We start from the raw sequence: 19,882 nt of genomic DNA on the forward strand, positions 1-19,882 counted from the left end.
TTGTTTTTATTTTAACTATATTACGTTTTTTTAGACTGTTTTTAATTTTTTTATAAACTGAAAAAATCATAAATTGCGCCTTATATTTATTCAAATTAATTCATTTTTAAGATGTTGAAACGTATTGTGCTTTTTTTTCTAATTATAATTTTTGTAAGTTGTTCAAAAGGAAATTCGGATACCCTGTTTACCAAATTAGATGCTTCTGCAACCGGTATTGATTTTCAAAATGAGGTAAAAAACGGCAAGAATATGAATATCTTCAAGTACCGTAACTTTTATAATGGTGGCGGTGTAGCGATTGGTGATATCAATAATGATGGTTTGGCTGATGTCTTTTTTACTTCCAATCAAGGCACTAATAAGTTATATTTGAATAAAGGCGATCTTAAATTTGAAGATATTTCAAAAAAATCTGGAATTGAAGGCAAGAAAGCATGGTCTACAGGTGTTGTTATGGTAGATATCAATGGGGATGGTTTACTCGATATTTATGTTTGTGATGCAGGAAGTAATATTGATGCCATAAGAAAAAGTCAGTTATATATCAATAACGGAAATCTTGGTTTTACTGAAAAAGCGGCTGAATACAATCTCGCCGATACCGGAATTACAACCCATGCGGCCTTTTTTGACTATGACAAGGATGGGGATTTAGATTGTTATATTTTAAATAACAGCTTTATACCGGTGGGGACCTTAAATTATTCTAATAAAAGAGAATTGCGTGATAAAGACTGGGATGTTGCTGATATTTTAAAAGGTGGTGGTGATAAACTGATGCGTAATGATAATGGTAAATTTGTTGATGTTAGCGAGTCAGCAGGAATTTTTAGTAGTTTAATTGGGTTTGGTTTAGGAGTGACTGTTGGTGATGTCAACGGTGATCTATATCCGGATATTTATATTTCTAACGATTTCTACGAAAGAGATTACTTATATATAAATAATAAAAACGGTACCTTTTCAGAACAAATTCAAGGTTGGGCAACTCACATAAGCCAATCTTCTATGGGGGCGGATTTAGCGGATGTTAATAATGATGGTAAATCGGATGTTTTTACCACTGATATGTTACCGGAAGGTGATGTACGTTTAAAAACTACAACTACTTTTGATAACTATGATTTATTGACCAGAAAATTGAATCTTGATTTCTTTAATCAATATATGGCTAATGCTTTACAGATTAATGATGATAATAATAAATTTGTTGAAGTAGCTAATTTTGCAGGAGTGGCTAAAACAGATTGGAGTTGGGGAGCCTTGTTGTTTGATATGGATAATGATGGCTATAAAGATATTTACGTTTGTAACGGTATTTATCATGACTTGACTAATCAGGATTTTATGGACTTTTTCGCCAATGAATTTTTACAAAAAATGGTAGTTACTGGTAAAAAAGAAGAAATTGAAACCATTATTGCTAAGATGCCAAGTACGCCTATCTCAAATTATGCTTTTAAAAATAATACAAATCTAACATTTACTAACGAAGCAAAAAATTGGGGTTTGGATACACCGAGTTTCTCTAATGGTGCTGCTTATGGAGATTTAGACAATGATGGGGATTTAGATTTAGTAGTGAATAACGTTAATATGGAATCCTTTGTTTACAGAAATAATTCGGAGAAAAACAAAGCAAATCACTTTGTCAAAGTAAAACTGAAAGGTGATATTCAAAATAAATTTGCTATCGGTAGTGTAGTTGAATTGTATTCAGGAAAGGAAATTATAAGACAAGAGTTAATTCCTTCAAGAGGTTTTCAATCCTCTATAGATTATGTGATGACCTTTGGTCTTGGAAATAAAAAAATAGATTCCTTACAGGTAATTTGGCCAAATGGGAAATCGCAAACGATAAAGAAAGTTACTCTTAATTCCACTATCAATTTATCAATTAGTGATGCAAAGAAGTATTATGTTTTTAGGAAAATACAGCCAAAACCTATGCTTAAAGAGGTGAAATCTAACTTCTTTACCCATAAAGAAAATGACTACATTGATTTTGATTATGAAGGATTAATTTCTAAAATGCTTTCTCAAGAAGGGCCTTCGCTTGCGGTGGGAGATATTAATGGTGATGGAAATGATGATGTGTTTATTGGTGGTGCAAAAGGACAAGCAGGAAAAATATATCTGAATAAAGGAACTAATAGCTTTGGCATCACAGTTCAAAAAGAATTGGAAGCAGATGCTGGTTTTGAAGATACAGCAGCTAACTTTTTTGATGCGGATAAAGATGGTGACCTAGATTTATTTGTAGGTTCAGGAGGAAATGAAAAATCAGACCAAGCCAATTATAAAAATCGTTTGTATTTGAATAATGGGAAAGGAATTTTGACAAAAAGTAAAACTAGTATTCCATCTACTAATAATAATGTATCGGTTATTTCGTCTTATGATTTTGATAATGATGGCGATGTAGATGTTTTTGTGGGTAGTAGAAGCGTTCCAGGAGTATATGGAATTGATCCAAAACATTTACTGTTAGAAAATGACGGAAAAGGAAATTTCACAAATATCATCGATAAAAAAGCCTTTAAACTCAATTCAACCGGAATGATTACTGATGCGGTTTGGGAAGACATTGATAATGACTCTAGGAAAGATTTGATTGTAGTAGGCGATTGGATGGCTCCACAGATCTTTAAAAATACCGGAAGACGTTTGGCTGTTTTTAAATCAAGTTTGACCAGTTATTCGGGTTTTTGGAACTCGGTAAACTGTGTTGATTTGAACAATGACGGTAAAAAAGATTTCATTCTTGGCAACAAAGGAACCAATACAACGTATATAGCTTCTGTTAAAAATCCTATGAAATTGTTTACTAATGATTTTGATAGTAATGGAACCATTGAACAAGTTACTACACGTTCTATTGAAGGTAAGGATGTGCCAATTAATTTAAAACAAGAATTGGCAAAACAGATTCCGTCCATTAAAAAGAAAAATTTAAGCTATGCGGATTATGCAAAAAAATCAGTTCAAGAAATATTTGCTCAAGATGTTGTTGGCAATTCATTACAAAGAACGGCCGTGATTCAGGAAACTGTTGTGGCTATAAATAAAGGGAATGGTCAGTTTGAAATGCAACTATTACCTAAAGAAGTGCAATTTTCTTCGGTAAACACCAGTTGTGTTTTGGATGTAAACAATGACGGGATTTTAGACATCATTCTTGGAGGAAATCAATATGAATTCAAACCGCAATTTGGAAGATTAGATGCCAATCATGGAAGTGTTTTGTTAGGAGACAAAAAAGGCAATTTTTCTTGGCTTCCTTATGCTAATTCCGGTTTCTTTTTGACTGGGGAAGTGCAAAAGATCAAAACAGTTAAAAACAAAAATAATACAGTAGCTATTTTGGCTATACTTAATAATAATACTCCAAAACTATTTACAAGCAATGAATAATTTTTTAAAAATAGGTCTAGCGTCATTGCTATTTATTAGTTGTTCAAAGAAAGAAAAAAATTTATTTGAAAAACTATCACCGGATGATAGCAATGTAAAGTTTAATAATCAACTAGACGAATCAAGGAATATTTCCATTTTAGATTATCTCTATTATTACAATGGAGGTGGGGTAGCTCTTGGAGATATTAATAATGATGGTTTAGTAGATATTTATTTTACGTCCAATCAAGGAAAAAATAAGTTATACCTCAATAAAGGCGGCAGTAAATTTGATGACATTTCTGTAAAAGCAGGAACAGAAGGAGAAAGTGACTGGAAAACGGGTGCTATTATGGCCGATGTCAATGGAGATGGATACTTAGACATCTATGTTTGTGCGGTGGTAGGAATCAATGGATTTGAAGGTCATAATGAATTATTTATTAATAACAAGGATAATACCTTTACTGAAAGTGCTGCAGAATACGGATTAGATCTTGATAATTATAGTTCTTCGGCAGCTTTTTTAGATTATGATAATGATGGTGATTTAGACATGTATTTATTAAATCATGCAATTCATTCAGAAGCCTCTTATGGTAAAGCGGATATTCGAAATAATAGAAATTATGAAAGTGGCGATAAACTATTCAGAAATGACAATGGTAAATTTGTTGATGTAAGCGAGCAAGCAGGAATTTTTGGTGGTGCTAATGGATATGGTTTAGGAATTGCGATTTCTGATTTTAATTTGGATGGAAATCCAGACATTTATGTTTGTAACGATTTTCATGAAGATGATTATTATTACTTGAATAATGGCGATGGTACATTTACAGAAAGTATGAAGAATTATTTTGGTCATACCAGTAGATTCTCGATGGGAGTTGATGTGGCTGATATCAATCACGATGGTTTTCCGGACATAATGACTTTGGATATGTTACCCGAAGATGAAAAAGCCTTGAAATCTTCAGCGGGTGATGACAATCCTCAAATGTTGAAGGTTAGAACAGAAAAATTAGGGTATCATTATCAGTATACCAGAAATATGTTGCAAATCAATCAGGGCGGAAAGCACTTTACAGAAACCGCTTTGTTGAGCGGGGTAGCGGCATCAGACTGGAGTTGGAGCTCATTATTTGCGGATTATGATCAAGATGGGGAAGAAGATATTTTTATTTGCAATGGTATTCCAAAACGTCCAAATGATTTGGATTACATAAAGTATTTTTCAAATGACAATATAAAAACCAAACTCAACACCACAAAGTTATTGGATAAACAAGCATTGAAAAAAATGCCCAAAGGCAATGTAACGAATTACATATTTCAAGGAGGTAAAGATTTACAATTTAAAAATAAATCGAATCAATGGATAGAGAACGATTCCATTATTTCAAATGGAGGTGCTTATGCCGATTTAGATAATGATGGTGATTTAGATATTGTAACCAATAATTTGAATAGTGTGGCTTCTATTTATATTAATAAGACGGATATTAAAGCCAATTATTTAAAATTGAAATTGCGTTTTGGAGGTAAGAATACCTTCGGAATAGGAAGTAAAGTGATTTCGTATGTAAAAGGTAAAAAACAATTTAAAGAAATTCAAACGACTCGTGGTTTTCAATCGAGTTCAGAACCTATAATTCATTTTGGTTACGGAAAAATAAAGCAAGTCGATTCTATTCAGGTAATTTGGCCCGATAAAACAGTTCAAACCCTGAAAAATGTAAAAACAAATCAAACGCTTACCATTCAAGCTAAGCCAGGTCGTAAAGCATTTAATTATGCAAAATTACATCCAGCGATTTTGCCTGTTTTCAAAAAATCAGAAACCAATTTAGGAATCGATTTTACACATCAGGAAAATGATTTTGTTGGTTTTACAGCTCAAAAATTAATGCCGTATCAACGTTCTGATCGAGGACCCGCAACTGTTGTTGGAGACTTGAATAATGATGGTAAAGAAGATGTTTTCTTTGGAGGTTCACAAGGAAAATTAGCCGCCATTTACCTTCAAAATGGGAAGGGATTTTCAAAAAAAGCATTCAATTCAATTTACTTAGATTCTATTTATGAAGATGCATCGGCAGTGATTGGAGATTTTAATGGAGATAAACAAAATGATTTGGTAGTCGCATCCGGAAGCGGACAATATGCTGCTGATTTAATTCATAGATTGTATTTAGGGAATGCACTGGTTAAAAGTGCTTTTCCTGACACTAAGGCAATGAATGCTTCCGTTATTAAAACAATTGATTATGATAAAGACGGCGATTTGGATTTATTTATCGGAAATAATTCTAAGTATAATAGTTTTGGACGAATGCCAGATTGTTATTTGTTAAATAATAATAAAGGCGTTTTTTCGATAGTTCAAAATAAAATTTTTCAAGAAATTGGAATGGTAACAGATGCAGTAGTTACGGATTTCAATAAGGACGGAAACCTTGATTTGATTGTGGTGGGGGAATGGATGAAACCTAAATTTTTTGCCAATAAAAAAGGGAGTTTTAAGGAGGTTACAGAAAGTCTTTTGTCAGGAAATCAAAATGGTTTATGGCAGTCTATTTGTGCTTTTGATATTGATCATGATGGAGATCAGGATTATTTAGTAGGCAATTGGGGAATGAATTCAAAATTCAAAGCCTCTCCAGAATTTCCTATGAAAATGTATTATGATGATTTTGATACCAATGACACTTTTGAAACAATTGTTGCTGTCGAGAAAAAAGGAAAATACTATACCACAATGGGTTTAGATGAATTAGCAGAAGAATTTAGCGGTATGGTAAAAAAGAAGTTTACCAGCTATAAATCCTTTGCCGGAAAAACACTTGAGGAGGTTTTTGATCCCAAAATGCTCGAAAAAGCAAAATTATACGAAGTACACAATTTAAAATCGGGCTATTTGAGAAATGACAAAGGCAAATTTACGTTTGTTCCTTTTTCGAATAAAATGCAAGTAACCCCAATTACAAGTTTTGTAAAAGCTGATTTTGATGGTGATGGCCAAGAGGATGTTTTTGCTGCCGGAAATTATTTCGGGGTTACTCCATACCATAGCCGATTTGATGGCTTCTCGGGAGCATTAATTAAAAATGAGAAAACGATTTATTTAGGAAATCAAATCGGAATTGATTTGACACAAAAAGCAGTACGCCACTTAGATATTATTCCGTTTAACGGAAAAAAATATTTATTGGTAACCATAAATAATAAAAAAGCGGAAGTCTATGAACTCCCGATGCATAAGAATTAAAACTATCAAAATAAAATGAAATCTAAAATTTATCTTTTAGGAATTACGGTACTTCTTTTTGTGTCTTGCAAAAAAGATAAAGCCATTGTTATCACTACCAATGATTATTGTTCAGTGGTTGATACGGTAACAGGTATTATGGTTCATGATATTTTCTCTCCTCCCGTAGCCAGTAGAATTTATGTCTATCCAAATATTGCAGCGTATGAAATTATGGCTCAAAACAGCACTAAATTTCAAAGTTTACAAGGGCAATTAAAGGGGTTAGATTCTATCCCAGAACTAGATCCAAAAAGTGGCGTTAATAAAAATTTAGCTTCACTCATTGCCCATTTAGAGGTGAGTAAACAATTGATTTTTTCTGAAGAAGCGCTAGGGAAATATAGAGACAGTTTATACGAAAAATGGGAAGATGAGAATGCTGAGGAATTCCTTGTATCAAAAGATTATGGCTTAAAAGTAGCGGATCGAATCAAAAAATGGATGGGGAAAGACAATTATAAGCAAACTCGAACCTTTTCAAAATTTTCTGTTCATGCTGATCAGCCTGGAAGATGGCAGCCGACACCTCCTGCATATATGGATGGTGTTGAACCGCATTGGGGAGAAATAAGAACTTTGGTTATGGATTCGGCATCTCAATTTAAACCAAAAGCTCCTTATCCATTTTCTACAGATAAAAATTCCACTTTTTATAAAGAGGCTAAAGAAACGTATGATGTAGGAAATATGATTTCTAAAAAATTAATTGAAGTTGAGAAATCCAAAAGTAATAAAGTTCCGGAAGAATCTGCTATTGCTAGTTTTTGGGACTGTAATCCGTATGCAACAGTAACACAAGGGCACATGATGTTTGCAAAGAAGAAAAATACCCCGGATGCCCATTGGATTAATATTGCTAAAATTGCACTTAAAAAATCCAATGCTGATTTTAAAACGGCTGTTTTTACCCATACTAAAACATCAATTGGAATTTTTGAAAGTTTTATCAGTTGCTGGGATGGAAAATTTAGCACTAATGTAGTTAGACCAGAAACCTATATCAATCAAAACATTGATGAAAATTGGAGACCTCAATTGCAAACGCCTCCTTTCCCTGAATACACCAGTGGACATTCTGTTGTTTCTGCCTGTTCATCGGTCCTTTTAACCTCAATTTTCGGGGATAATTTTAGTTATGTTGATGATTCTGAAATCCCTTTTGGTTTGCCCAAAAGAAGTTTTAAATCATTCAAACAAGCAGCAGCAGAAGCTTCAATCAGCAGGTTGTATGGAGGGATTCATTATAGAGCCGCAATCGAAAACGGTGTGGTACAGGGTACAAACCTAGGGATCTATATCAATGGTAGGATCAAATTTTTTAAAAAATAAATAAATAAATAAAAAATAAAATTTATATAATGAATAATATAATAAAAGGGTTGCTAGTTGTTGTTTTACTTTCTTTTTTAGGATGGTATTTTTTGTTAAAGCAATCGGATTATACCATTACTTTTAAAGTCAATGCGGCGACAGGAACCATTTCTCAAGGAATTATGGAATGGTCAAAAACTCAATCTAAAAAACAAAATGAAACTTATACTATTTTAGAAAAGAAAAATTTTGATTTCATCAAGCAAGAAATGAAAAAAGATGATGTCCAAATGGAATACACCTGGGACATTACGTATATAAATGATTCGGTGACAAAAATCAATGTTGGTATCAAGGACTTGAATCATAGCTTGTATAATAAACTAAGGGCACCATTTTTTAATACGAAGTTCAAACAGGAACAAATCAGAAAAATAACTGATTTTAAGAAAGGATTGAGCGATCATTTGAAAAATTTTAAAGTAAGAATTGACGGAGAAGGTTTTTCTGAAGAAACATTTGTTGCCTACATTAGTTTGAAAAGTGTTTTACAGGAAAAAGCACAAAATATGATTGCTAATGATGCGAGTATTACGGGGTTTTTATTTGAGAACCAAATAGAAATAATTGGGAAACCGTATTTGGAGATTACAAATTGGAATCTTGATAATGAGACAATCGATTTTAATTATTGCTTCCCAATTGATAAAAACACCAAAATCATTGAAAATGAAGTTGTAAAATTCAAAACCTTACCTGCTGTCAAAGGATTGAAGGCCACTTATTACGGAAATTTTAGGACTTCAGACAGAGCTTGGTTTGCCTTGATGGATCATGCCAAAAAGCACAATCTTAAATTGGAAAATAAAGTTTTAGAACATTTCTTGTCGAATCCCTTTAATGGAGGAGAAGAGTTACAATGGGAAACTAAAATAATTATTCCTTTTACTTCAAAATAAAGAAGTTTTTTTAGGTGATTTAAATTACCGAAAACGTTTTCGGGTCTTCCGAAAACGTTTTTGTTTTTATTCTGTTTTTAATTGGCGATTTTAAAATTAATTTTAGAAAAAATTAACAAATTAATCACCTAAAATGAATTTAAAAGTAAAATTGAGCTTTTGGCAAATAATCAATATGAATGTTGGTTTTTTTGGTATTCAATACAGCTTTGGCTTGCAACAAAGTGCCGTAAATCCTATATATGATTTTTTACATGCAAGTCCAGATCAAATTCCAATACTAAATCTGGCAGGACCTTTAACTGGCTTATTGATTCAACCGATAATTGGTGCGATGAGTGATAAAACGTGGCACCCAAGATGGGGAAGGCGCAAACCATACTTTTTTATTGGTGCCATAATATGTAGTATCGCCTTATTTCTATTTCCTTTTAGTAGCTCATTATGGATGGCTGCTGGCTTGCTTTGGATTTTAGATATAGGAAATAATACTGCTATGGAGCCGTATCGCGCATTTATTGCAGATACGCTGGATGAAGAACAACAACCAACAGGTTTTCAGGCACAGAGTTTCTTTACTGGTTTCGGACAGTTTTTAGCTTATATTTCTCTATTTCTATTTCCAATTGTTTTTGTTGGCTACACAGGATCGTTACCTACTTGGATTTATGCCTCCTTCTTTCTAGGAGCGGTACTTTCTGTAACTTCCATTTGGTGGAGTATGAGTAAAACTAAAGAAATCCCACCAACTGCAGAAGAAATAGCAATTTTAAAAGCTGAACCATTACAGATTTTTTCTCCTTTCATCGATATTTATAAAGCAGTTTTAGAAATGCCAACAGTGATGTGGCAACTATTTTTGGTTTATTTGTTTCAGTGGTATGCCATGATGTGTTATTGGCAAAACAATTCAAAAAGTATTGCATTGTCCGTATGGAACGTAACTCCAAAGAACGTAATGGGCTATGAAAAAGCCGTTGAGTGGAACGGATTAATTGGTGCTTTTGGATTTATAGTTACGTTTTCAATTGCTTTTTATTTGGCAAAATTAGCCAAAAAACACGGTGCTAAAATGATTCATTTTGTATGTCTTTTATTAGGGGCCATTTCTTTTTTGTGGTTTCCAATGGTACAAAATCAATATGTGTTTTTTGCGGTGATTATCGGTTACGGAATTGCTTGGGCAAGCATGATGGGCATCCCGTATTTGATGGTTGTTGCTGTTGTTCCAAAGGAAAGATATGGAGTTTATATGGGAATTATTAATATGATGATTGTTATTCCAATGATTATCCAAAACCTATCATTTGGTTACATTTTAAAGAATTTTTTAGATAACGATCCGCGTCAAGCCATCAGTTTTGCTGGAGTATTGTTACTGATTGCTGCTCTCTGCACATTATTAATTAAAACAAAAAAAACAAAGTTAAGTGAATAATACAATAAATAATAAAATAGATATCCTTTGTGTTGGTGAAGTACTTGTAGATTTTATTGGTCATCAAGAAGATGTTCTTATTAATGATACTAGAGATTATCATAGGTATTTGGGCGGCTCACCGACTAATGTTGCTATGAATTCAACGCGATTAGGATTAAATACTATAATGGTTGCTACTGTAGGGAATGATGGTTTTGGTTCCTACATTTCGGAACGATTAGCAAGTGTTGGGGTGAATACAAACCACCTCAACGTCCTTGATAATAAATCCACGAGTGTGATTTTTGTTTCAAGGTCTCAGGGAACGCCAGATTTCATTCCGTATCGTTCAGCAGATTGTTGTATTTATGAAAAACAAATTTCAAAGGAAATATTATCCAATACTAAGATATTTCATACCACTTGTTTTGCATTAAGTAAAAATCCTGCGCAAAAAACAATCTTAAAGAAAGCACAGGAGGCATATGATTTAGGATGTAAGCTTAGTATTGATGTTAACTATGCAAGAAAGCTATGGAAAAGTAAAAAGAAGGCTTTTAAAGTAATTAATGCCTATTGTAAGTTCAATCCATTAATAAAAATTAGTGAGGACGATATGCTGCGTCTTTTTGAGAAGGAGCTTCCACATGAAGAGATATTTGAGTTTTTTCACCACCAAGGAGTAGATACTGTTTGTTTGACATTAGGGAGTAAAGGTGTTAAATTATCTCAAAAAGGAAAAGATGTTATAGAAATGCCAGCAATAAAAATTGACAAAGTTATGGACTCCACAGGAGCAGGTGATGCTTTTTGGTCTGGATTTTTATTCGCTTACATTAAGGAAAAATCAATTAATGAATGTTTGGACATCGCTTTAAAACTAGCGGCTTTAAAATTGCAAAATGTAGGACGATTGCCGGATAACATTAATATCCTCTCTAAACTTTTATAAAATACGATGCTACAAAGTAATAAAAAAATCAGTAATGGCGTTATGCTTAATATTTATCCAGACAGTATTGGAAAAAAATTAACTGACGCTGTAGGCATGCTTAAAATGACTGAATTCAAAGATGTTTTTTCTTTGTTGTATGTTTTGCCCACTTTTTTCAATAGCGATTTAGATAGAGGCTTTTCTATTATCGATTATGATATTAATAAGGATTTAGTTGACACAAAAGATTTGCTAGATTTAAAAGAGCTTAATATAAAATTGAAGTTCGATATCGTATTAAATCATCTTTCTGTGGCTTCCCCTCAGTTTAAAGACATGCTACAATACGGTAATAAATCAAAATTTAAAGATTTTTTTATAAATTGGAATGAATTCTGGGAGGGAAACGGGGTAATGAATGAAGATGGAATTGTAATTCCAGAACCAGAGTTTCTCAATAAATTATTCATGAGAAAGTTAGGTTTGCCCATCTTGAAAGTACGGTTCCCTGATGGTACCGAACAGCCTTATTGGAATACTTTTTATCAGCAAGTTACCTACAATCCAATTGCTGTAATTGATTTACAAAATATAAAAGGTTTAACGGAAGAGAAAAGTCAGTTTATTGTTACTGCAGTTAATACCGCAATTAATGATAATCAAGATTTCAAAACCGTTGATTTTAAAGATTGTACTCCTTTTAAATCAGAAATTTTACAAATTGTTGAGCAAAAGCGCACCTATTTAGGACAAATGGATGTCAATGGTGAATCGCCTTTAGTATGGGAATTTTATGAGGAGACTCTAAAGAAATTAAGCAGTTATGGTTGTAATATACTTAGATTAGATGCTTTTGCCTATTTGCATAAACAAGTTGGGGAATCTAATTTTTTTAATAAACCAGGAACTTGGGAATATTTAGAGCGTATTAAGAAAATAGCAGAACAAAATAATTTGATGTTATTGCCAGAAATACACGCAGAATATGGTTTGCATTTACACGATGAGGTCGCCAATGAAGGATATCATATCTATGATTTTTTCTTACCTGGTTTAACGATACACACTATCGAAAATAAAACTAGTAAAGCTTTATTAAGTTGGGCTAAGGAAATTATTGCCAAAGGATATAAAACAGTAAATATGCTTGGTTGTCATGATGGAATACCTGTTTTGGACTTGAAAGGCAAGGAGGTAAATGGTGTTTATAATAAAGGATTGTTAGAGGATGTTGATATAGAGGGTATCATGAATAAAATCATGGAACGAGGTGGTCGTGTAAAAAATCTCTACGATCCATCTGGGAATAAAATTTCTTATTATCAAATAAATGCTACATTTTTTAGTGCATTAGGTGAAAATGAACAAAAATTACTTCTGGCAAGGGCAATTCAAATGTTTATGCCTGGTATTCCACAGGTTTGGTACTTAGATATTTTTGCCGGTAAAAATAATTATGAAGCAGCTGATAATGGTGGTAGTGCAGGACATAAAGAAATTAATCGCACCACATTGACATTACCCGATATTGAGCGCGGGTTGAAAACAGGAGTTGTTAATAGACAGCTAGAGATTATTAGGTTAAGGAATACTTCGAATGCATTTTTAGGTCAAGTAGAAATCAATGATACTGTGGATGAAATTATAGATATCAAATGGGTAAATGGTACCACAGTTGCGCATCTAAAGGCAAATCTTCAAACTAATGGATTTACAATTGAGCATACTGATAATGGACTGAGAAGTACGATGAGTTTTTGATTTTGATATCTTACCAAAATATGAAAATAAAGATTGTCAAGTCTAAAGAGATTGAAAATAATAATTATACAATTAATTAAGAAATAAAGATGAAAAAAAGTACGGTTAAAATTGCTATGTATCTCAATTACTTTGTATTTGCGATTCTGCTGAACAGCGTAGGAATTGTGATACTAAAGGCACAAAAAAATTATGGTGTAGATGAATTGCAAGCCAGCGTTCTGGAAGCTTTCAAGGATTTGCCCATCGCCATAGTTTCCTTTTTAATCGCTTCATTTTTGCCAAGAATAGGATATAAGAGAGCCATGCTGATTGGTTTGGCTTTGGTTTCTCTGGCTTGCGTTAGTATGTATTTTGGAAATTCTTTCGGAACGGCAAAATTACTTTTTGCTACCGTTGGTGTTTCTTTTGCATTGATAAAAGTATCCGTGTATTCCCTTATTGGAACAATAACGGAGAATCAGCAGGAACACAATAGTTTGATGAGTAGTATTGAAGGTGTGTTTATGATAGGAATTGCATTAGCGTATTTCTTGTTTCCCGCTTTTAATTCAGATGCGAATCCAGATGCTTGGTTGAATGTATATTGGTTATTGGCTGCGATTTCGTTAGTCTCTTTTGGGTTTTTATTTTTTACCAAATTCGAAAATCAAACCGAAATTCCGGGCGTAGATTTAGCCGATGACTTCAAACAAATGTTCAAATTATTTGCAAAACTATTAACCATAGTTTTTGTAATCAGTGCGTTCCTATTTGTAATGATTGAGCAGGGAATTATGTCTTGGCTGCCTACTTTTAATAGTAAAGTGTTGCATCTACCGGAGAACATCAGCATTATGATGGCAAGTATTTTGGCTATTTCATTAGCTGTAGGACGTCTTTTAGCAGGTGTAATTACTAAAAGAGTCAATTGGATTTGGGTACTTAGTTTTTGTATTGTAGCAGCTATGCTTATTGTGGTTTTTGTACTTCCTAAAACGGTTGGATTGGATGTCAAAGAAATCAATTCGCTTGGCGATATCCCTTTGATAGGATTTGCTTTTCCATTGGTAGGACTTTTTATTGCGCCTATTTATCCGCTTTTAAATTCAGTGGTTTTAAGTGCTTTGCCTAAAAAACTGCACAGTTCGATGACTGGTTTAATTGTAGTTTTTTCTGCACTTGGTGGAACTTTGGGCTCCAGGGTTATTGGTTATTTATTTAAAAACGAAGGACCGGAAAACGCCTTTTATTATACTTTAATACCAATGTCGTTATTGCTTGTTTCTTTCTTTATTTTAAAAAAACTTACTGCTAAACAATGAAATTCTTACTGAACATAGACAAAGTATTCCAGGAACTATTGCTTCAAGAGGATACAGATAAGGACAAAAAAATTACTAAAGATGACAATGGCCCTAAAAAATTTATTTTGATAGACGAAACCACTAAACAAGAGGAAGCGATTGTCGGGACGTATCATTTGTCAAATTTATTACAGGAATTAGCACAACTTAAGGATACAAAATCAGGAATGGGTGAAGTTGATTTGAGTCGCATTCAAGAGAATCCAGTACAACGAATTTCAAGAAAAATCAAAGATGATTATTGGGAGGAACTGACTCGGACTATTGATAAAAAAGGATTGACACAAATTATTGAAGACGAAAAGACCTCCAGTGATGTAGCTACGCTCTATGTTTCTGCCAAAGACAAACAGGGAGTTACTTATTTTCAGGAATTGGAAAAACAATTATCAAATTTTAAAGTCGAAATTCTGCCAGAAAATTATTCGGTGGAATATGTGGAAACTTTAAATGAAAAACCGGGAATTCTGGCTTTGGCTTTGGAACAAAAAATATACAGTCTGCAAGGCGTTCCCTTTGTGGTTCCTGGCGGAAGATTCAACGAAATGTATGGTTGGGACAGTTATTTCATAGGTGTAGGCTTATTAATTGATAATCAATTAGACAAAGCAATTGCGATTGCTGAAAATTTTAAATACCAAATTATACATTACGGAAAAATTCTGAATGCGAATAGGAGTTATTATTTGACAAGAACGCAACCTCCTTTGTATTCCTCATTGTTAATAGAAATTGCCAAAAAGAAAATACCAAGTTTAGACTGGTTAAGAAGCCATTTAGAAGCGGTTATTTTAGAATACAACACGGTTTGGATGGTTCAAGGAAACCGATTGACACCAACGGGTTTAAATCGATACAAAGCCGATGGAATTGGAATGCCGTTTGAGGTGGAACCGGGACATTTTGATGATGTTTTAGAACCGTATGCTAAAAAATATAATTTACCTATTCGAGAATTCGAAAAACAATATTTGCAGAGAACGCTTGTTGATGCTGAACTGGATGTCTATTTTGTTCACGACCGAAGCATGAGAGAAAGTGGGCACGACACGACTAACCGACTCATTAATACGTGTGCCAATTTGAATTCAGTAGATGTCAACAGTTTTCTTTATAAATACGAAAAAGATGTCGCTTACCTAGTTGCGACTTATTTCGGGAATAGTTTTCAAGTTGATGGTGTAGCTCATACTTCGGAAGAATGGGAGCAAAAAGCACTTTTTCGCAAAGATAAAATGAATGAATTGTGCTGGAACGAAAAAGCAAGCATGTATTTCGATTATGATTTTGTGAACCATGAGCAATTTCCATTTGAAGCTGCAACAACATTTTTTCCTTTGTGGGCTGGGTTGTGTGATGATAATCAGGCTAAAAAATTAGTCGAGGTAGCCTTGCCACAATTTGTGAGAACAGGCGGAATTACAGGAAGTACTAAGGCGAGTATTGCTACTGCTCCAAAAGAAGCGCCACAACGACAATGGGATTATCCATTTGGTTGGGCACCGCACCAAATGTTGTTATGGGAAGGATTGATTAAGTACAATTATTTGGATAAAGCACAAGAAATGGTCTACCGATGGTTGTGGTTAATTACTAAAAATGCGGTGGATTATAATGGAACGATTCCGGAAAAATTTGATTTGGAAATCAGTTCTCATAAAGTTTTTGCTGAATATGGTAACGTAGGAACTGAATTTGATTACATCGCAAAGGAAGGTTTCGGCTGGGTGAATGCTTCCTATCAATATGGATTGCAAATTTTGAATGCGGGATTAAAAGAGAAATTAGGAGGGCTGATTTCTCCTGATGACATATTTTAGTGCTAAAAAATATTTTTTGTTATTTGAATGTATATTTTTTTTAACTTTATAATTCACTAAATGAATCAATTATGACGGTTAATCAAATTTTAAGCACTAAAGGAAAGGAAGTTTTTTCCATACTTTCCACTAACACTGTATACGAAGCATTGACAGTGATGAGCGAAAAAAACATCGGGGCAATTCTTATTATAGAAGATACTGTTCTCAAAGGGGTTTTGTCTGAAAGAGATTATGCTCGAAAAATTGTTTTGAAAGCGAAATCTTCAAAGAAAGCCTTTGTTCATGAAATCATGGAAACAGATGTAGTTACGGTAAGTCCATCGGATAATTTAGAGTACTGCATGGAATTGATGAGTACAAAAAGAGTTCGACATTTGCCAGTTCTGGAAAATGAAATTGTAATTGGGATTATCTCTATTAGTGACGTTGTAAAAGCTATAATCGAGATGCAAAAAGATACCATTCAACATTTAAACTCTTATATTACGCAATAAAAAGAATCAGAAAAGTTATAATTATAAAAAGCTGCCGGTAGTGCAGCTTTTTTTTTGGAATCAAAATACGCTTGTTTTTATACAAAAGAATGGGGGAAAAGTCCTCTTTTTTTAAATCAAGAGCCCTATCTTTGTACGCTAGAATAAAATCTAAAAACAATGGACAAAAATAGCAAAAGAAGAGAAGCATTATTATACCACGCAAAGCCTACTCCTGGTAAAATTCAAGTAGTTCCCACTAAGAAATATGCAACACAAAGAGATTTATCTTTGGCATATTCTCCTGGTGTAGCTGAGCCGTGTTTAGAAATTGCCAAAGATGTAAACAACGTTTATAAATATACTGCAAAAGGAAATTTAGTTGCCGTAATCACAAATGGAACTGCAGTTTTAGGATTGGGTGACATTGGTCCCGAAGCATCAAAACCAGTAATGGAAGGGAAAGGATTGTTGTTTAAGATTTTTGCTGATATTGATGTATTTGACATCGAAATTGGAACAAAAGATATTGAAGAATTCATTCAAACGGTTAAAAATATAGCGCCAACTTTTGGTGGTATTAATCTGGAAGATATTAAAGCACCAGAGTCTTTCGAAATTGAAAGACGATTGGTCGAAGAGTTGAATATTCCTGTAATGCACGATGATCAGCACGGTACAGCCATCATATCATCGGCGGCATTGTTGAACGCATTAGAATTAGCAGATAAAAATGCAGAAGATGTAAAAATGGTCGTTTCAGGAGCAGGTTCTGCTGCTTTGGCTTGTGCCGATTTGTACGTTTTATTAGGAGTAAAAGTGGAGAATATTTTAATGTTTAACAGTAAAGGAGTTTTGACAAAAGACAATCCTTCTTTGTCTCTTTTGCAACAAAAATATGCCAAAGATATTAAACCAATGAGTCTTGAAGAAGCATTAGTTGGTGCAGATATCTTTTTAGGTCTTTCTACGGGAGGAATTATGTCTCCGCAAATGTTACTTGGAATGGCTGATAATCCTATCGTTTTTGCGATGGCAAATCCAGATCCGGAAATAGATTATAATCTGGCTATTGCAACCCGTAAAGATGTTATTATGGCAACAGGACGTTCTGATTTTCCTAATCAGGTGAATAACGTTCTTGGGTTTCCTTATATTTTTAGAGGTGCATTAGATGTTCGTGCAACCAAGATAAATGAAGCGATGAAAATGGCGGCCGTTAAAGCATTGGCTTTATTGACCAAAGAATCGGTGCCTGAACAAGTAAATATTGCTTACGGAGCTACAAAATTAAACTTTGGAAGAGAATATATTATCCCAAAACCATTTGATCCGCGATTAATAACTATTGTTGCGCCTGCTGTTGCAAAAGCTGCTATGGACTCTGGTGTGGCATTGAATCCTATTACGGATTGGAAAAAATACGAAGAAGAATTATTAGACCGTTTAGGGAATGATAATAAAATGGTTCGTTTGATTACAAACAGAGCTAAGATGGATCCTAAGAAAATTGTTTTTGCTGAAGCAGATCATTTAGATGTTCTTAAAGCAGCTCAAATTGTATTGGAAGAAGGTATCGGTTTTCCAATTTTATTAGGGAACAAAGAAATTATTTTAGAATTAAAAGAAGAAATTGGTTTTGATGCCGATGTTCAAATTATAGATCCTAAAATTAAAGAAGAGGAAGCGCGTAGAAATAAGTTTGCAAATACCTATTGGTCTTCCAGGCAAAGACGCGGTATTTCCTTTTTGGACGCACAAAAATTAATGCGCGAAAGAAACTATTTTGCAGCAATGATGGTCAATGAAGGGGAAGCAGATGCTTTAGTTACAGGACATTCCAGAAGTTACCCATCTGTGGTGAAACCAATGTTACAGCTTATTGAAAAAGCGCATGGAGCCTCAATTGTGGCTACTACAAATATGATGATGACGGCTCGTGGGCCAATGTTTTTATCGGATACCGCAATAAACATTAATCCATCTGCGGATGATTTAGCTAAAATTGCTATTATGACTGCAAAAACGGCTAAAATGTTTGGTGTTGAGCCAGTAATTGCAATGATATCATTTTCTAATTTTGGATCATCAACAAATGAAAGTGCAGGTAAAGTTAGAGAAGCGGTAGCTTATTTGCATAAAAATCATCCTGATATGATTATTGATGGAGAACTTCAAGCAGATTTTGCATTGAATCCTGAAATGTTAAAAGAAAAATTCCCTTTTTCTAAGTTGGCAGGAAAGAAAGTAAACACTTTGATTTTTCCTAATTTAGAATCAGCTAATATCACCTATAAATTATTGAAAGAATTGAATAAAGTAGACTCAATAGGACCTATCATGTTAGGAATGGGAAAACCAGTTCACATATTTCAATTAGGTGCAAGTGTTGAGGAAATGGTCAACATGGCGGCAATTGCGGTGATAGATGCGCAGGAAAAAGGAAAGAAAAAAGCAAATTTAATTTAGTTTAATAAGCTATAAATTATAAGCGAAGTTAAATTGATGAATATGATAAAATTATGTGCTAATTTTATTATATTTGGTGCTATATTTAAGAATTAATGATAGCACATTTACAAGGAAAATTAGTAGAGAAATCGCCCACGCATATAATTATTGATTGTGGAGGAGTTGGTTATCATGTAAATATTTCTTTACATACATATTCTTTGCTTCCAAATACGGATTTTATAAAAGTATATACGCATCTTCAAATAAAAGAGGATGCGCATACACTTTTTGGTTTTGTGGAAAAGTCAGAAAGAGAGATTTTCAAGATGTTATTATCAGTCTCCGGAATAGGGGCAAGTATAGCACGAACAATGCTTTCTTCATTAGACCCAAAACAAATTACGAATGCAATTGCATCTGGTGATGTGGTAACCATTCAATCTATAAAAGGGATAGGGAGCAAAACAGCGCAAAGAGTAATACTGGATTTGAAAGACAAAGTATTAAAATTGTATGATTTAGATGAAGTTTCTATGTCACAAAGCAATACAAATCGAGATGAGGCGTTATCAGCTTTGGAAGTTTTGGGGTTTTTACGAAAATCTTCAGAAAGAGTGGTAGAAAAGATTGTCAAAGAAGACCCAGAGGCTTCTGTGGAATCAATCATCAAGAAAGCTTTAAAAAACCTATAG

The 19,882-nt window shown here is 33.6% G+C and carries 12 protein-coding genes; all 12 read left to right on the plus strand.

Annotated elements, in window-relative coordinates; all coding sequences use genetic code 11:
* Positions 1-111: 111 nt before the first annotated feature.
* The 12 genes from QLS31_RS01905 (at position 112) to ruvA (ending at position 19,882) form a co-directional block, all read left to right on the plus strand.
* Positions 112-3,417: a VCBS repeat-containing protein gene (locus QLS31_RS01905; RefSeq protein WP_282742187.1), complete on the plus strand. Its 3,306-nt coding sequence runs from the start codon at positions 112-114 to the stop codon at positions 3,415-3,417.
* A complete protein-coding gene (locus QLS31_RS01910; RefSeq protein ID WP_282742189.1) occupies positions 3,410-6,667 on the plus strand; it encodes a VCBS repeat-containing protein in 3,258 nt (1,085 codons plus the stop codon). The genes QLS31_RS01905 and QLS31_RS01910 overlap by 8 nt, the downstream gene beginning before the upstream one ends.
* A gap of 15 nt (positions 6,668-6,682) precedes the next feature.
* On the plus strand, positions 6,683-8,038 hold the full coding sequence (locus QLS31_RS01915; RefSeq protein ID WP_282742191.1) for a vanadium-dependent haloperoxidase: 1,356 nt from the start codon (positions 6,683-6,685) through the stop codon (positions 8,036-8,038).
* 29 nt (positions 8,039-8,067) lie between these two features.
* Positions 8,068-8,979, plus strand: coding sequence for a hypothetical protein (locus tag QLS31_RS01920; RefSeq protein ID WP_282742193.1), 912 nt, complete (start codon positions 8,068-8,070; stop codon positions 8,977-8,979).
* Between the two features lie 133 nt (positions 8,980-9,112).
* Positions 9,113-10,417: an MFS transporter gene (locus QLS31_RS01925; RefSeq protein WP_282742195.1), complete on the plus strand. Its 1,305-nt coding sequence runs from the start codon at positions 9,113-9,115 to the stop codon at positions 10,415-10,417.
* Positions 10,410-11,351 (plus strand): PfkB family carbohydrate kinase, encoded by a 942-nt coding sequence (locus QLS31_RS01930; protein ID WP_282742196.1) that lies wholly within the window; start codon positions 10,410-10,412, stop codon positions 11,349-11,351. Before QLS31_RS01925 ends, QLS31_RS01930 begins: the two co-directional genes overlap by 8 nt.
* Before the next feature lie 6 nt (positions 11,352-11,357).
* Positions 11,358-13,094 (plus strand): glycosidase, encoded by a 1,737-nt coding sequence (locus QLS31_RS01935; RefSeq protein ID WP_282742198.1) that lies wholly within the window; start codon positions 11,358-11,360, stop codon positions 13,092-13,094.
* A gap of 89 nt (positions 13,095-13,183) precedes the next feature.
* Positions 13,184-14,398 (plus strand): MFS transporter, encoded by a 1,215-nt coding sequence (locus tag QLS31_RS01940; RefSeq protein ID WP_282742200.1) that lies wholly within the window; start codon positions 13,184-13,186, stop codon positions 14,396-14,398.
* Positions 14,395-16,260 carry a trehalase family glycosidase gene (locus tag QLS31_RS01945; protein ID WP_282742202.1) on the plus strand — a complete coding sequence of 622 codons (1,866 nt, stop codon included), beginning with the start codon at positions 14,395-14,397 and terminating at the stop codon, positions 16,258-16,260. The genes QLS31_RS01940 and QLS31_RS01945 overlap by 4 nt, the downstream gene beginning before the upstream one ends.
* 71 nt (positions 16,261-16,331) lie before the next feature.
* Positions 16,332-16,757 (plus strand): CBS domain-containing protein, encoded by a 426-nt coding sequence (locus tag QLS31_RS01950; protein WP_099714312.1) that lies wholly within the window; start codon positions 16,332-16,334, stop codon positions 16,755-16,757.
* A 159-nt stretch (positions 16,758-16,916) separates the two neighbouring features.
* Positions 16,917-19,205 (plus strand): NADP-dependent malic enzyme, encoded by a 2,289-nt coding sequence (locus tag QLS31_RS01955; RefSeq protein ID WP_099714313.1) that lies wholly within the window; start codon positions 16,917-16,919, stop codon positions 19,203-19,205.
* Positions 19,206-19,300: 95 nt separating this feature from the next.
* Positions 19,301-19,882 (plus strand): Holliday junction branch migration protein RuvA, encoded by a 582-nt coding sequence (gene ruvA, locus QLS31_RS01960; RefSeq protein WP_099714314.1) that lies wholly within the window; start codon positions 19,301-19,303, stop codon positions 19,880-19,882.

The organism is Flavobacterium sp. XS2P24, assembly GCF_030010285.1.
In the GTDB taxonomy this organism is placed as follows: Bacteria; Bacteroidota; Bacteroidia; order Flavobacteriales; family Flavobacteriaceae; genus Flavobacterium; species Flavobacterium algoritolerans.

Coding starts and splice junctions, on each gene's coding strand:
- QLS31_RS01940 (WP_282742200.1), top strand. CDS start 13,184: ATGAAAAAAAGTACGGTTAAAATTGCTATGTATCTCAATTACTTTGTA.
- QLS31_RS01935 (WP_282742198.1), top strand. CDS start 11,358: ATGCTACAAAGTAATAAAAAAATCAGTAATGGCGTTATGCTTAATATT.
- QLS31_RS01910 (WP_282742189.1), top strand. CDS start 3,410: ATGAATAATTTTTTAAAAATAGGTCTAGCGTCATTGCTATTTATTAGT.
- QLS31_RS01945 (WP_282742202.1), top strand. CDS start 14,395: ATGAAATTCTTACTGAACATAGACAAAGTATTCCAGGAACTATTGCTT.
- ruvA (WP_099714314.1), top strand. CDS start 19,301: ATGATAGCACATTTACAAGGAAAATTAGTAGAGAAATCGCCCACGCAT.
- QLS31_RS01915 (WP_282742191.1), top strand. CDS start 6,683: ATGAAATCTAAAATTTATCTTTTAGGAATTACGGTACTTCTTTTTGTG.
- QLS31_RS01925 (WP_282742195.1), top strand. CDS start 9,113: ATGAATTTAAAAGTAAAATTGAGCTTTTGGCAAATAATCAATATGAAT.
- QLS31_RS01950 (WP_099714312.1), top strand. CDS start 16,332: ATGACGGTTAATCAAATTTTAAGCACTAAAGGAAAGGAAGTTTTTTCC.
- QLS31_RS01905 (WP_282742187.1), top strand. CDS start 112: ATGTTGAAACGTATTGTGCTTTTTTTTCTAATTATAATTTTTGTAAGT.
- QLS31_RS01955 (WP_099714313.1), top strand. CDS start 16,917: ATGGACAAAAATAGCAAAAGAAGAGAAGCATTATTATACCACGCAAAG.
- QLS31_RS01920 (WP_282742193.1), top strand. CDS start 8,068: ATGAATAATATAATAAAAGGGTTGCTAGTTGTTGTTTTACTTTCTTTT.